The sequence below is a fragment of the Stieleria tagensis genome, from assembly GCF_024129865.1.
Taxonomy (GTDB): Bacteria; Planctomycetota; Planctomycetia; order Pirellulales; family Pirellulaceae; genus Stieleria; species Stieleria tagensis.
Map to the genome: position 1 here is coordinate 156676 of NZ_JAMYFE010000060.1, position 13413 is coordinate 170088.

A 13413-nucleotide genomic window follows, 5' to 3' on the forward strand; every position below is an offset into this window, starting at 1 on the left:
TAGGTCTCAATCCATTTCGACAGTGACCACCTGCGGCCTTCCACACGCTCTTCATGTTCCCTATGCTCAAACTGGATCGCAAACTTCTCCGTGACCTCTACCAACTGCGTGGCCAAGCGATCGCAATCGGTTTGGTGATTGCAGCCGGCGTTGCGGTGTTCGTGATGTCAATGTGTTCCTACCGATCACTGGAATCCAGTAAGAATCAGTTCTACGAGCAGTTTCTGTTTGCCGACGTGTTTTCTAGCAGCGGCCGCAGCCCCAATGCGTTGCGGGCACGTCTGCAAGAGATCCCCGGCGTTGCCGCGGTTGAAACGCGTTTGGTCTACGACGTTTTACTGGACGTCCCAGGCATGACCGAACCGGCGACCGCACGGTTGATCAGCATCCCCGACACAGGACAAAGCCGACTGAACCAGGTCTACATCGCCCGCGGCCGGATGATCGATCCGTTGCGAACCGGTGAAGTGGTCGTCTCGGAAGTCTTTGCCGATGCCCATGGATTTGTTCCTGGCGACCAAGTTCGTGCGATCATTAATGGCAGAAGCCAAGCCTTGTCAATTGTTGGGATCGCATTGTCACCGGAGTACGTGATCCAGGTACAACCCGGCAGCATCATGCCCGATGACAAACGATTCGGAATCATATGGATCAGCGAGAATGATCTGGAAGCCGCATTTGACATGGCCGGTGCCTTTAATAGTGTTGCCATCCGTTTGGCCTATGGAAATCAAGTCGACGAAACCATCACTGCACTCGACCGATTGTTGAAACCGTTCGGCAGTGTCGGTGCCTACACCCGTGACGAACAACTTTCACACCAGTTTCTAAGTGATGAATTGGCACAACTACGCGGGATGGCTGTGATGGCACCGGTGATTTTCCTAGGGGTGGCGGCATTTCTGCTGAACATTGCGATTTCACGTATCATCGGTCAACAGCGCGAACAGATCGCCACGCTCAAAGCCTTCGGCTACAGCAACTTTGAAATCGGCGCGCACTACCTGAATCTGGTGCTGGTCATTTCCGTGACAGGCACTCTGATCGGGATGCTGCTGGGGTTTTGGATGGGCGCGAACATGATGGGCATGTATGCGGAGTTTTATAAGTTTCCGTCGTTGGATTTCCGCCCCGATTGGATGGCGGTGGCCCTCAGTTTTGTGATGACGTCCACGGTAAGTTTGCTGGGCACGCTATTTTCGGTTCGCAGCGCCGTACGACTGCCGCCGGCCGAAGCGATGCGACCGGAACCACCACCTAGCTACCGTCCGTCGTGGATCGAACGATTGCTACCGCAGCGATCGCTCACGCCGGAGATCCGCATGGTGCTGCGAAACATCACTCGCAAACCCTTTAAAGCTTTGTTGTCAGTGACCGGAATTTCGATGGCAGTCGCCGTCATGATTCTGGGAAACTTCTCGCTCGACGCGATGGACTACATGATGGATTTCCAGTTCCGGTTGGCCCAGCGCCAGGATCTGTCGGTCAGCTTTGTTGAACCGGCAACCGAATCCGTCATACATGAAGTCCAACAGTTGCACGGCGTGCTCGAAAGCGAAACCATCCGCAGCATCGCGACGCGTATCCGCTATCAAAATCGTTCGCGCCGAATCGGCATCATGGGATTGCAACCGGATGCCCAACTGTATCGATTGCTGGATGCGAATGAAAATGTCATCCGTGTCCCCGAATTTGGGATCATGCTCAACAGCAAACTGGCCAAACTACTCGGTGCAACCATCGGTGACTTGGTCGTCGTCGAAGTGTTGGAAGACAAGCGTCCGACATTGATGCTAGAGGTATCGGGGATCGTCGAGGAGTATACCGGGGTCAACGCCTACATGAACAAAGGCCAGCTACACAAAGCGTTGTTGGAATCAAATGTTGCGACGGGCGCTTTCTTGAAAGTAGATCCCAATCGAATTGAATCTGTCTTTTCCGAATTGGAACAGCGCCCCGGTGTGGGCAGCGTCACCATCAAAGACGCCGCGATGAAAACGTTTCAGAAAACGGTGGCCGAAAACCTGATGGTGATGCGATCATTCATCGTCCTGTTCGCCGGCGTGATCGCGGTCGGCGTCGTCTATAACACCGCCCGAATCACACTGTCCGAGCGTAGTCGTGATTTCGCGACGATGCGAGTGATGGGATTCAGCTATGGTGAGGTCTCAATCGTCTTGCTGGGTGAAATCATCCTGTTCACAATCGCTGCAATTCCGGTGGGATGGTTAATCGGATACGGTTTGGCAGGAGCACTGACGTCCAGTTTAGATACCGAAAACTATCGCATCCCACTGGTCATCAACCGTGGCACCTTTGTAATGGCCGCGTTGGTCGTCGTTTCGGCAACGATCCTGTCAGCTGGAATTGTCCAGCGACGCGTGGGAGAACTGGATTTAATCGGTGTTTTGAAAACGAGAGAATAGCTGGTATCAATCGGCCCCGCGGCGACAACAATCATGAGATTCTCAATCAAAACTCTGCTCTGGTCAGCGTTGGCGATCGCCTTGGTGATCGCTGCGATCTTGGCGATGTTTCCCAAACCCGTCATCGTGCAAGCCGCCGTGGTTCAATTCGGGCCGCTGCGAGAGACTGTTCAAGAAGACGGCAAGACGCGGATCCGCGAAAAATACACCGTCTCCGCTCCGGTGTCCGGACGATTGTCACGCATCGAGCTTAACCCGGGTGACTTCATCACAGAACAGACACTGTTGGCGGTGATCTTGCCCAGCGATCCGGCGATCCTGGACCAACGCGCCCGGGCCGAAGCAACCGCCCGCGTGCAGGCAGCTGAATCGGCATTGCTGCGGGCGGAGTCAAGAATCCGCCAAGCCAAGATCAATGCCGAACTGAGCCAAACCAAATTCGAACGCGCCAAAAAGCTGCTGCCCAGACAAGCCCTCTCGCAAGATGAATACGAGATCGCCAAAGCGGAACACCTGCTGTCGGCTCAGACCATTGAGACCGCCGAATTCGATACCGAAATCGCCAAGTTCGAGCTAAAGATGGCGAAGGCAGCCGTGCATCAATACATCGGCAACGCTGACGAAGAACAACTGACACCGTTCGATATCTATTCGCCGATCGCCGGTCGGGTGCTGCGATTGTTCCAAGAGAGTTCAACCGTCGTCACCGTCGGTACAGAATTGATCGAAGTCGGCGACCCCCGTAATTTGGAAATCGAGATTGATGTGCTTTCGACCGATGCGGTTCGCATCGAGACCGGCGCCGAGCTGACGATCGAACACTGGGGCGGTCGGTCGCCCTTGAAAGGGCATGTTCGTGTCGTCGAACCCGGCGCATTCACGAAGGTCTCCTCGTTGGGTGTGGAGGAACAACGGGTGAATATCATCGCGGATTTTGACGAACCGCCCGAACGCCTGGCGACTCTCGGCGATAGCTATCGCGTCGAAGCTCGCATCACCGTGAACCAACTGGACAACGCACTTTTGGTCCCCAACAGCGCGCTCTTTCGACACGAGCGGAAGTGGCATGTGCTGGCCATCGTTGACGGCCAAGCAATGCTCTCGCCAGTTGAGATCGGGTTGCAAAACGAATCGGAGACCCAAATCCTAAACGGCCTGCAAGCGGGAGAGCGCGTGATCGAATACCCGAGCGACCAACTCTCGCCCGGCACCCGTGTGCAAGTTCAATGATCGACCGCCTGGCTCCACGCCAAAGACCATCCGGGCCGAATGATGGCACCCAGCGATGGGAATCGCTGCTGTTTTGCCACTGGGAAATCCCGGTCGACAAACTGCGTCATCTGGTGCCGGCGGAATTGCAACTCGACACGTTCGCCGGCAAAGCCTATGTCGGGCTCGTGCCGTTTCGGATGCGACAGATTCGCCCCAAATGGCTGCCACGCTCGCTGGCACTCAATTTTCTGGAGACCAATGTACGGACCTATGTGATCTATCGCGGTCGACCCGGTGTGTACTTCTTTTCATTGGATGCCAATTCACGACTCGCCGTCACAGCGGCCCGCCTGGGCTGGGCACTCCCCTATTACCAGGCGACGATGAGTTTCAGTGACACTGATCAACAACGGTCCTACCTCAGTTATCGCCGGGGCGGGCTGGCACGGCACCAGGTGACCTACCAGTTGGGCAGCCCGCTTGGTGTGGCTGCGGAACAGACGCTCGAATTCTTTCTGCTCGAGCGCTATCTGTTGTATGTCCGGCGCCGCGGACGGATCCACTGCGGTCAAGTCCATCACTCGCCCTACCAGATTTCAACAGCCACTGTCTCGGCGATCGATCCCCCGCTGGTGACTGCTGCTGGCCTGCCCGACGTTGCCGGTATCGCCCCGTTGGCACACTTCTGCCCAGGGGTTGATGTCGAAGTGTTTGGAATTCAGCCGGTCTGAATAGCGGGAAACTCAAAATCCGGGTTCGCCGAGCGGCTTGCACAAACGTTCGTGCCCACGGGTTATCTCCCGCAAACTCACATTTCATGCGAAATCTGTAGACTTTTCACTGAATTTTCTTGCATCCCCCATTGGGGAGCGTCAGGCTGAAGTCTGACCCGCTTAACCCCACTGCTCGTAGGTTGTTTCGATGATTCGCCTGTTTCTTGGATTTTTTGTCATCTTTTCTCTGTCCATTTTCTCCGTCGGCTGTAGCAGTAACGAACCCACTACTCGGGTGGAAACGCGAACTCCGGAAGAGATCGCTGCGGCAGACGAAGATTACGAGAGCCAGATGGATTTGCCCGACGAAGGCGAATGAGGCATGTGGCGAGCGGGCCCAATCAGACTGACCGGCGCTCTGCGGGACAGTCCATTCTTTTCTCTTTTTTCTGGGAATTCGCATGCAACGAACTCATTCCACACGACAGGGTTTCACCCTTGTCGAGCTATTGGTTGTGATCGCAATCATTGGCATTTTAGTCGGCCTGCTATTGCCGGCTGTCCAGGCGGCTCGTGAAGCCGCACGCCGAATGTCTTGTAGCAACAACTTCAAACAAGTTGGCTTGGGCATTCAAAACTATCACAGCGCGTTCAAACAGTTGCCCACCACAATGACGGGCACCGCACGAACGTTCAGTGCAAACAACACGAACAACAGCAATCGACTGTACCTGAGTTATCTGGTACCGATTCTGCCGTTCATCGAGCAACAAGGACTTTGGAATTCGATCAGCAACCCCAGTACCGATGACTCCTGCGGCGCCATCCCCGGCAACGTCGTCAACGGGACTTGGCCGGCGATGGGACCATGCCCATGGCGGACACAGTACTGCCCCTGGTCGACCGAGATCCCGACCTTTCGCTGTCCTAGCGATCCAGCTGTGCCGGTGACCTTGGGTCGATCTAACTATGCCGCCTGTATTGGCGACTCGTTCGATTATGCCTGGAACGGTGGCATGAACGAAAATGGCTACTGGAATAATGGCAGTGGAGCAGGTGACCAATTCGACGAGAATTGGATGGTCACTCGCTCGCTGGCATCCCAGCGCGGATTCTTTTGGCCGCGCCGCGGCAGCAAGTTTCGTGACTGTTTAGATGGGCTTTCCAACACCGTCGCCGGTGGTGAAATTGCAACGTCGATTGGTCAACGTGAGGTCAATGCGGATTACATCCGTGGACACGCTGCCATGACGCCAACCAACGCCCACTTTGCGACCCCGTCACTGTGTGCCGCCGGTCCCCACATCGACCCGGAACGCCCCAAGTTTTTTGCGCCCTCGGCCAATATCAACGGGGGTATCAACAATGGTCGTGGTGCACGCTGGGCTGACGGACGCCCCATTTACACCGCCGTGCAAACCATCTTGCCGCCCAACAGCGCCAATTGTGTTCGCAACAACAATGACAACTCCTACATGATCTCCAGTGTCGGCAGTCGTCACCAAGGAGGTGCCCATATATTGATGGGCGACGGAGCGGTGATCTTCATTTCCGACAGTATCGAATCCGGGGACCAAACCGCCGACACGGTGGTTCGTGACGGCGGAAACAATCTATCCGGTGTTCAAAGCCCCTACGGTCTGTGGGGGGCCCTTGGCACACGGGCCAACGGAGAAACGATCGAAGAACAGTTCAATTAACCGCCCCGGCGGTTTGAGACTGATTCACATGCGACCTCGCCTGCACCCGCTGCCGGCGAGGTTTTTTGATTGCCCAGCACCATCGATCGGCCCGATCACTGTTCCGCATCGGCCCCGTCGGAATTCAATCGCTGCAGAAAGGCGTCTGTCGCTTGTTGATCGACTCGCACGTGATGATCACGCAGCGGCGGGAACACTTTGCCTTCGTTCGTCTTCAGCCAAAATTTGTCGCTGCCCCGTTTGGGCATGTGACAATCCACACAATTGTCGCTGATCCGCGGCCCCACCGTGTCGGCCATTCCGCAGTGCGATGTTTCATGACATTTCAAACAGCGCTGGGAAAACAAGTCGACTCGGTCGCGCTCGTTTTGATGGGGATTGTGACAGTCGGTGCATGTCATTTCCGTCGCTTGAAAACAGCGACTGGCTGAAAGGCGTGATTGCTGGTTGCTGGTATGCACACCACCAGCGAGCTTTTCATCGATCGGATGATAGTGATCGGAGATCTGATCGCCGGGACGAAATGAATAGGGATTGCCTTTCAATCGAGAAACCCCCGAATGACATTGGCCGCAAATATCTAATCGCTGCTCGCGTGTCAGGGTTTGTGGGTTGCTAATGTGCTGCCCCATTCGCTCCTGAGGATGCTGCTGGTGAAAATCAACGTGATCGCGTCCCGGTCCGTGACAGCGCTCACAGGAAATCCCCAGGATCAACGACTGTGGTGTGAAATGATTCTGCGGCTCGCGTACATCGGCGTATGTCGTATGACACTCCAGACAACGTCGACCGATCGGCCGCGCGTAGATCGCATCGCCATCGACATACCCGGGACTGTTCACCCACCCGCCTTCCTCCGCACCGCCGGACAGGTACGAAACATTCATTTGATACAGCCCATCACCATGCCAATACAGATACGATTGCCCCATCTTGGATGACCCGGTGACCAGATCAAACGGCACTTCAAACTTCCAATCAAAGAATGACACGCGTTGAAAAAAACGTCCATCGCGTTCGAGCATTTCGAACGAAACATCATCACTGCGCGTGCTGACTTGGTTCTCGCCCGGTTGGAACGATCCTGAAATCGTCTCACGTTTTGCCGGCGTACTGGTCAGGTGATGCGCGGTATGCACAAATGAATCGTGGCGTTCCTGGTGACATTGTTGGCAAGCGGCGGCCCCCAAAAATCCCGGGTTTTCACCGATCGGCGGTTCATCCGGCCCCTGACGAGGCTGATGCCCAGGCGCAAATGGAATTTGCACGCCCACATCATGATCCGGTTTCCCGACAAACCAGAACCCTTCCGGATCCGGGTTGACGAACAAGTCCTCGGGCACAAGCTGCGTTTTCCCAGCCGCCACCAATGCATCAAATGCTGCGTCGGCCTGAGCATCTGCGTCGCCCTCGGAAGCCTGTCGCAAGGTGGCCCGCTCTCGAGCGGACTGCCGACGCGCCAATTCACTTGCCGCCTGCTGATCATCCGGCGGCGACAAGCTCCAATACATCGCCCAACCAATCAGCAGTGCCATGCACGCAACGATAAGGGCCTTCGTTTTATTCACAATTCGTTCCAACCGAAATCCGCTTTGATCAATCGTCCATGCGCCATTCTAACCGTTTGAGAGTTTGGCTACGTATGTTGTCGATTGACGTTGCGTTTTTGCGTGGGGCATTGGTTATTGGTAACCCGACGCGTCAGCGAGGGATCCCGTTTACACCCTAAAATCCTCGCTCACCGTCGGGTTGTAATCAAATCGCAACCAAGGGACGCAGCTGATTCACTCGCCTGCGTTTCGTTGTGGTGCAAGCCCGACAGATACGCGTTTTCACGATCGGCCGCGTCTTCCTGACAAAACGACGGTCGGCGCAGGCCGATTCACAATGGGAAATCCGAAGGCTTTTCGTAGAGCGGCAAAAACCGATAGTAGACCTCCAAGATCAACGTGCACATCGCCGTGGTGTAAACACGGCCACCGATGTCACCCCAGGGGTCTTTGAAATGCCAACTGCCGGCTTCATGCCCCTGGGTGGCTTGCGTCTGAACCAGGTGGTCGCGCAAGGCCGTGTTCCATTTCTCCCAACCGGGATGCCGCCAATGATGCAGTGCCATCGTGGCATAATAGTCGTGGTACACGTCAGTCCGCTTCGGGCCAGCGGACGCCAGTTGATCGACGGCTTCGTCGAACAATGTGTTTCCCGGTGTTTGCCCCAGGTACATCATCAACGTCAGCGCGATCGCCGTTGTCGTCCGCCTGGGCTCGGGAGTGTTGTAGCCGAACTGGTAAGTGGGTTCTTCACGCACGCTCATCAAAAACGCTTTAGTTTTCGGAAACGTTGTGCTCGGCAATGGAATCCCCGCCTTGCGAGCCCCCACCAGCGACAGCAATTGCCAGCCGGTGACCGTGGTGTCACCCGGGCTGGCCGGCGTGTATCCCCACGAACCATTGGGATGCTGAGCAATGGTCGTGAACAGCGCCCCGCGTTCGACAAAATGCAGTAGATCGGAATCGTAGCGATCGTTTAGTTGCGTCATCCCCAATGCTTCCGAGAGCGCCATCATCGCAATCCCGTGACCGTACATGCTGCCACTCTGTTGCCAGTCGTATCCGCTCTCGCTTTCGGTCGCCGCCGACTTTAAGTAATAGAACCCTCGCGTCACCGTTTCTTGGTAAGGACCGACATCGGACGTGTAGCCCGCTCCCATGAACGCCAGCAATGCCAAACCGGTCGCTGCCGTCGCCGGCGTCGGTGTGTCGTCGTCAACCTTCCTGCTGTTTCCGCATTGTCCGTCGCATGGATCCAGGCTCAAATCGAATGACCAGGACCCATTGCTGCGCTGATGCGCCGCAAGCCATCGCAACGCATTTTCCACCGCAGTCTCGCTAGCGGCCGTCGCTCCATACAGGTCACCATATTTCTTCCTGCCCTCGGGCGTTCGCGCCGACATTCCGCCGCCGCCCAGAAAGGTTTGCATGGCTGTATTGGCAGGGGACGATCCCGATTTCAAATCAGCTGTCGCCAAATCATTCACCTGGTAAGCTTGATCGGGCGCGGTGATCGAAGTCACTGCGATGGAAGTCGCTGCGTCAGAGGTGCTCGTCTCGACCAGCGGAACGTTCACCGGTTGGTCGAATGATGGCGCATCAGACGATGCCTGCTGAGCTTCCGTTTGAATCGTTTCGAATTCGACATCTGCCCCCGGACTGGAGACAGAACCGTCGATCGAAATCCCTCGTTCGTTCCCGCCCAATCGATAGGTCAACACTGCCAATACAATCAGCAGGCAGAGGTGAATTGCGGCGCTCGTCAGCCAAGACGACGTCCGCACCGAACCCAATCCAGTCAACAACCCACCCGTACCAACCGGGGTGTCATCCGGATCGACAACCACCGCCGGGCAAGTTGTTTCCGCCGTGCGATCACTCGCTGGAGAAACCGGTTGCTGCGGAACGATCGGTGGCGCTCCCACCGGTGGTGGTTGTAATTGGCCAGGAGCCCCCTCCGACGAGGTGACAGGATCCCCACGTCCCCGCCAACGTCGGTTTGAATCGGTCGGGGCGGATTTAGGGTTCACGACAGGCCCAGACAAGCTTGATGAATCGGCCGCGGCGAAACACCTGCGGCTCCGTACCAGTATAGCTCGTCGCTAGAAAGCATTTTCTAGACGCAAAGTCGGCAATCAGGCCCCTTCGGGTGCAGCCACTACCACCGCATCGTCCAATACCGGGATATCGTCCATATTGGTCGCGTGATTGTCGAACAAGGTGAACGAGATAAACAGCGCGACGAAGACAAACGAGGCAACGAAGCACAGAATGTTGAACGGTTTGTCGAAAGCCAAGTGCATGAAAAACGCACCAACCAACAATGCTTTGATGGTAGCAATCACCATCACGATCAAAATATCGTAGCTGCCAAAATCAAAACTTGCTTGAGCGACCGTGATCACCGTCAGCACTGTCAACGCCACGAATACACCGAACAGAAGCGGCAACGGCAGCGGGTGAGCAAAGTCGTAGCCTTCGCGAGAACTTTCGTGAGCCGACATGGTGATCAAATACGGTTGAATAAGGTTTGCTTGAAGTTCAGTTAAATAAGCCGAAAGGCGGATCGCTACCGGATCAAGTACATCAGCGGGAACAGATAGATCCAGATCAAGTCGACCAGGTGCCAATACAATCCGATGTAATCCACCGGACCAAAATAGTTGCGATTGAAATCGTTTCGCATCGTTCGTACCAGCAACCAAATCAGCACCCCGATCCCGGCCAAAATGTGAATGGCGTGAACACCGGTCATGCAGTAGTAGATGCTGAAGAACACGCCCGCACGGCTGGGGCGAAGCACGTTGTCTTTGGACGCGGCAATCGTGGCACTGGAGTCATCGCTATCGTCATAGGTGATCGCACCGCCTGACATTTTGTCTTGGGCCTCAAGCGCCTTCAGCTCGCCTTGCAATCCGGTATTGGTTGCGTCGGATGCCAGACGTTTTAAAACCGCCAAATCATTGGAATCATCAACCATGGCGCCAGCAGCGGGCAGGGTGGCCACGGCGGGCTCGGCGTGAGCCGGCGTGTGCTCCGCCGAATGTTCACCATCGTGCTGCTCACCGCCATGCTGCTCACCGCCATGCTGATGATCGCCATGCTGATGATCATCGTGCTGGGCAACGTGAACCGATCCGTGCTCACTGTCATCGCCACCACTTTCCAAAATCGTCCCCAGGCCGACACCCCCAAAAAAGCTAAGGCAGACGACCAACAAGGGCTTCGCGACTGCGAACTGGAACTTGGCGCCACGCAAGTAGCTGATGATCAACCAAATCAAAACCCCAACCGTCGCCGCCGCAAACGGGGCACAAATATAGGCCAGGTAATTCGGTCCACCGACCGGATGTGGATTGGCCGGGTCATAGCTGTACAAACCAGCTGGCAACAGCCCCATCGTCCACTTGTGCGAATACTCGATGGCTTTCACGCCCAAGAACACCATCGCGCAGGACAAGGTGGTCGCAATTAGACAAGCACACTGTTTGTGCTGCTCCAATTGGGCACAACGGACTGCCCACGCCATTGTCAGCGAACTGAACAACAGCACGCCGGTGTTAATCGCGCCCAGCTTGGTATTCAGAAACTGGCTACAGCCTTCGAAGACTTCCGGCCGCCAGGCACGAAAGATTGCGTAGGCACAGAACATCCCGCTGAAGAACAGGATTTCGGTCACCAGGAACAGCCACATGCCCAATTTGCCGCTATCAAATTGTTGCTCTGGCGTGTCAAAGTGGTGGGCGAGGTACGACGGATGGTCATGGTCGTGATCCCCATGCCCATCATGCCCGTGGGCAGAATCTGAATGCCCGTGCGCGTCGGTCGGGTGCCCAGCGTCGGTGGTTGCCATTGATAGGGTCAATCAAGCGAGGTAAATGAGTTCAGGATTCGGGATGAGAATAACAAGCGTCACTTATTATCGTCATCCTGATGCGACGATTCGAGCCACTTTTTAACCGCGGTGTGGCTCCCTATGCGGCTCGGGCTTTCACGCCCGACGATCAATGATTGGTCGACTACTCGCCGGCATGAGCCGGTTTTTCAGCAGGTGTTTCACTGGGAACCACCTTTCGTTTCGGTTCGACTTTGACATACCGATCGGACTCGGCATCCCATTCGATGTTACCGAATTCGTAGGGGTCTCCCACAACCGGTGGACGATCAAAGTTGTAGTAAGGCGGTGGGGAGGTACAGGCCCATTCCAGTGTCGCACCACCCCACGGGTTGGCCGGAGCTTTTCTGCCGTTGATCAAGGAATACAGCAGCACTCCAAGCGCGATGAACAATCCGATCCCCAGGGTCAGTGCACCGTAGGTGCTCATGATATGCAACGCTTGAAATTCCGGGTCATAGGTCGCGTATCGACGCGGCATCCCACGACTACCGAGCACAAACTGGGGCAGGAACGTCAGGTTGAATCCGATGAACACCAGTGCGGCGGAAATTTTCCCGCCGATTTCGTTGTACATCCTGCCGACCATTTTTGGCCACCAGTGAAACACGCCGCCCAAAAACGCCACCAGCGTTCCGCCGACCATCACATAGTGAAAGTGGGCGACCACAAAGTAGGTGTCGTGCAGGTGCAAGTCGGTTGCCAAGGTTCCCAAGTGCAATCCGGTTAACCCGCCGATCGTGAACAAGAAGATGAACGAGATCGCGTAGACCATCGGAGTGGTCAAGCTGATCGATCCCTTGTACATCGTCGCCAGCCAGTTGAAGACTTTGATCGCTGAGGGCACCGAAACCGTAAACGTCAATGCACTGAAGATGATGGTTGTCATCGGGCTCATTCCGCTGGTGAACATGTGGTGTCCCCAAACCAGAAAGCCCAGCAGTGCAATTGCGATCGAAGAGTAGGCGATGAATCGATAGCCAAAAATGCGTTTGTGGCTATGGACACTGATCAATTCACTGATGATTCCGAATGCCGGCAGAATCATGATGTAAACAGCCGGGTGGCTGTAGAACCAGAAAAAGTGCTGGAACGTGACCGGGTCACCGTTGTACTCGGGATCAAAAATCCCGATGTGCATGGTGCGTTCGGCGATCAACAACAGCAATGTGATCCCCAATACCGGAGTCGCCAACACTTGGATGATGCTGGTCGAGTAGGTCGCCCACAGGAACAGCGGCATACGGAACCAAGTCATCCCTGGCGGCCGCATGGTGTTGATCGTGACGATGAAATTCAGACCGGTAAAAATCGAGCTGAATCCCAGGATGAAGGCACCCGTGGTTGCCAAAATCACCGACGAATCCGTGGTGGTACTGTAAGGCGTGTAGAACGTCCATCCGGTGTCCAGGCCGCTGGCCATCAACGCCATCACAAAGAAAATCGCTCCGGCAACCCACAGATAAAAACTGCTCAGGTTTAGCCTCGGAAAGGCGACGTCCTTTGCACCCAACATGACCGGCACCAAAAAGTTGCCGAGTGCCGCGGGCACGCTGGGAATGATGAACAGGAACACCATGATGGCCCCGTGCAACGTGAACACCTGGTTGTAGATGTCATTGGGCTGCTTCTCCGGCGCCAACCATTTGAAAAACCCGGTGTTAAACAAGGCTCCGTCGGGTGACAACAGGTGCAACCGAATCCCCAGCGCCAGCAAGCCAGCGACCAGGAAGGCAACCGAAACACCGATCAAATACATCAAACCGATGCGTTTATGATCCAGCGTGAACATCCAACTCAAAACACCTTTTGAGTTGGTCAGGTAATTCTCTTGTGGAGTCGGGTAGCCAGGGTCATTGACTTCGTAACCCGACCGTAAGGATCCTGCGGACATCTGTCACCTCGATGGAAACTACA

The 13413-nt window shown here is 55.5% G+C and carries 10 protein-coding genes; 5 read left to right on the top strand and 5 right to left on the bottom strand.

Going from position 1 to position 13413, the window contains the following annotated elements:
• The first annotated feature begins 53 nt into the window (after positions 1-53).
• From NHH03_RS15470 to NHH03_RS15490, 5 genes are all read left to right on the top strand, one after another.
• Positions 54-2426 (top strand): ABC transporter permease, encoded by a 2373-nt coding sequence (locus NHH03_RS15470; protein ID WP_253157662.1) that lies wholly within the window; start codon positions 54-56, stop codon positions 2424-2426.
• A 33-nt stretch (positions 2427-2459) separates the two neighbouring features.
• On the top strand, positions 2460-3656 hold the full coding sequence (locus NHH03_RS15475) for an efflux RND transporter periplasmic adaptor subunit (RefSeq protein WP_253157665.1): 1197 nt from the start codon (positions 2460-2462) through the stop codon (positions 3654-3656).
• A complete protein-coding gene (locus tag NHH03_RS15480; RefSeq protein WP_253157668.1) occupies positions 3653-4369 on the top strand; it encodes a YqjF family protein in 717 nt (238 codons plus the stop codon). Before NHH03_RS15475 ends, NHH03_RS15480 begins: the two co-directional genes overlap by 4 nt.
• Positions 4370-4559: 190 nt before the next feature.
• Complete coding sequence (locus tag NHH03_RS15485; protein ID WP_253157671.1) at positions 4560-4730, top strand: hypothetical protein; 171 nt, start codon at positions 4560-4562, stop codon at positions 4728-4730.
• Between the two features lie 82 nt (positions 4731-4812).
• A complete protein-coding gene (locus NHH03_RS15490) occupies positions 4813-6051 on the top strand; it encodes a DUF1559 domain-containing protein (RefSeq protein WP_253157673.1) in 1239 nt (412 codons plus the stop codon).
• A 95-nt stretch (positions 6052-6146) separates the two neighbouring features.
• On the opposite strand, the gene NHH03_RS15495 is transcribed toward NHH03_RS15490, so the two are convergent.
• The 5 genes from NHH03_RS15495 to NHH03_RS15515 form a co-directional block, all read right to left on the bottom strand.
• A complete protein-coding gene (locus NHH03_RS15495) occupies positions 6147-7586 on the bottom strand; it encodes a multiheme c-type cytochrome (RefSeq protein ID WP_253157675.1) in 1440 nt (479 codons plus the stop codon).
• 347 nt (positions 7587-7933) lie between these two features.
• The gene (locus NHH03_RS15500; protein ID WP_253157678.1) at positions 7934-9631 is read right to left on the bottom strand and encodes a prenyltransferase/squalene oxidase repeat-containing protein; all 1698 of its coding nucleotides are present in this window, start codon (positions 9629-9631) and stop codon (positions 7934-7936) included.
• 105 nt (positions 9632-9736) lie between these two features.
• Complete coding sequence (locus NHH03_RS15505; protein ID WP_253157702.1) at positions 9737-10105, bottom strand: cytochrome C oxidase subunit IV family protein; 369 nt, start codon at positions 10103-10105, stop codon at positions 9737-9739.
• A gap of 65 nt (positions 10106-10170) precedes the next feature.
• Positions 10171-11454 (bottom strand): cytochrome c oxidase subunit 3, encoded by a 1284-nt coding sequence (locus NHH03_RS15510; protein ID WP_253157705.1) that lies wholly within the window; start codon positions 11452-11454, stop codon positions 10171-10173.
• A 166-nt stretch (positions 11455-11620) separates the two neighbouring features.
• Entirely contained in the window at positions 11621-13390 is a 1770-nt protein-coding gene (locus NHH03_RS15515) for a cytochrome c oxidase subunit I (protein WP_253157708.1), read from the bottom strand.
• Between the last annotated feature and the right edge of the window lie 23 nt (positions 13391-13413).

What these genes read in the sequence shown, in the direction of transcription:
- NHH03_RS15470 (WP_253157662.1), top strand. Translation starts at nt 54, where the DNA reads ATGTTCCCTATGCTCAAACTGGATCGCAAACTTCTCCGTGACCTCTAC.
- NHH03_RS15475 (WP_253157665.1), top strand. Translation starts at nt 2,460, where the DNA reads ATGAGATTCTCAATCAAAACTCTGCTCTGGTCAGCGTTGGCGATCGCC.
- NHH03_RS15480 (WP_253157668.1), top strand. Translation starts at nt 3,653, where the DNA reads ATGATCGACCGCCTGGCTCCACGCCAAAGACCATCCGGGCCGAATGAT.
- NHH03_RS15485 (WP_253157671.1), top strand. Translation starts at nt 4,560, where the DNA reads ATGATTCGCCTGTTTCTTGGATTTTTTGTCATCTTTTCTCTGTCCATT.
- NHH03_RS15490 (WP_253157673.1), top strand. Translation starts at nt 4,813, where the DNA reads ATGCAACGAACTCATTCCACACGACAGGGTTTCACCCTTGTCGAGCTA.
- NHH03_RS15495 (WP_253157675.1), bottom strand. Translation starts at nt 7,586, where the DNA reads ATGGCACTGCTGATTGGTTGGGCGATGTATTGGAGCTTGTCGCCGCCG.
- NHH03_RS15505 (WP_253157702.1), bottom strand. Translation starts at nt 10,105, where the DNA reads ATGTCGGCTCACGAAAGTTCTCGCGAAGGCTACGACTTTGCTCACCCG.
- NHH03_RS15510 (WP_253157705.1), bottom strand. Translation starts at nt 11,454, where the DNA reads ATGGCAACCACCGACGCTGGGCACCCGACCGACGCGCACGGGCATTCA.
- NHH03_RS15515 (WP_253157708.1), bottom strand. Translation starts at nt 13,390, where the DNA reads ATGTCCGCAGGATCCTTACGGTCGGGTTACGAAGTCAATGACCCTGGC.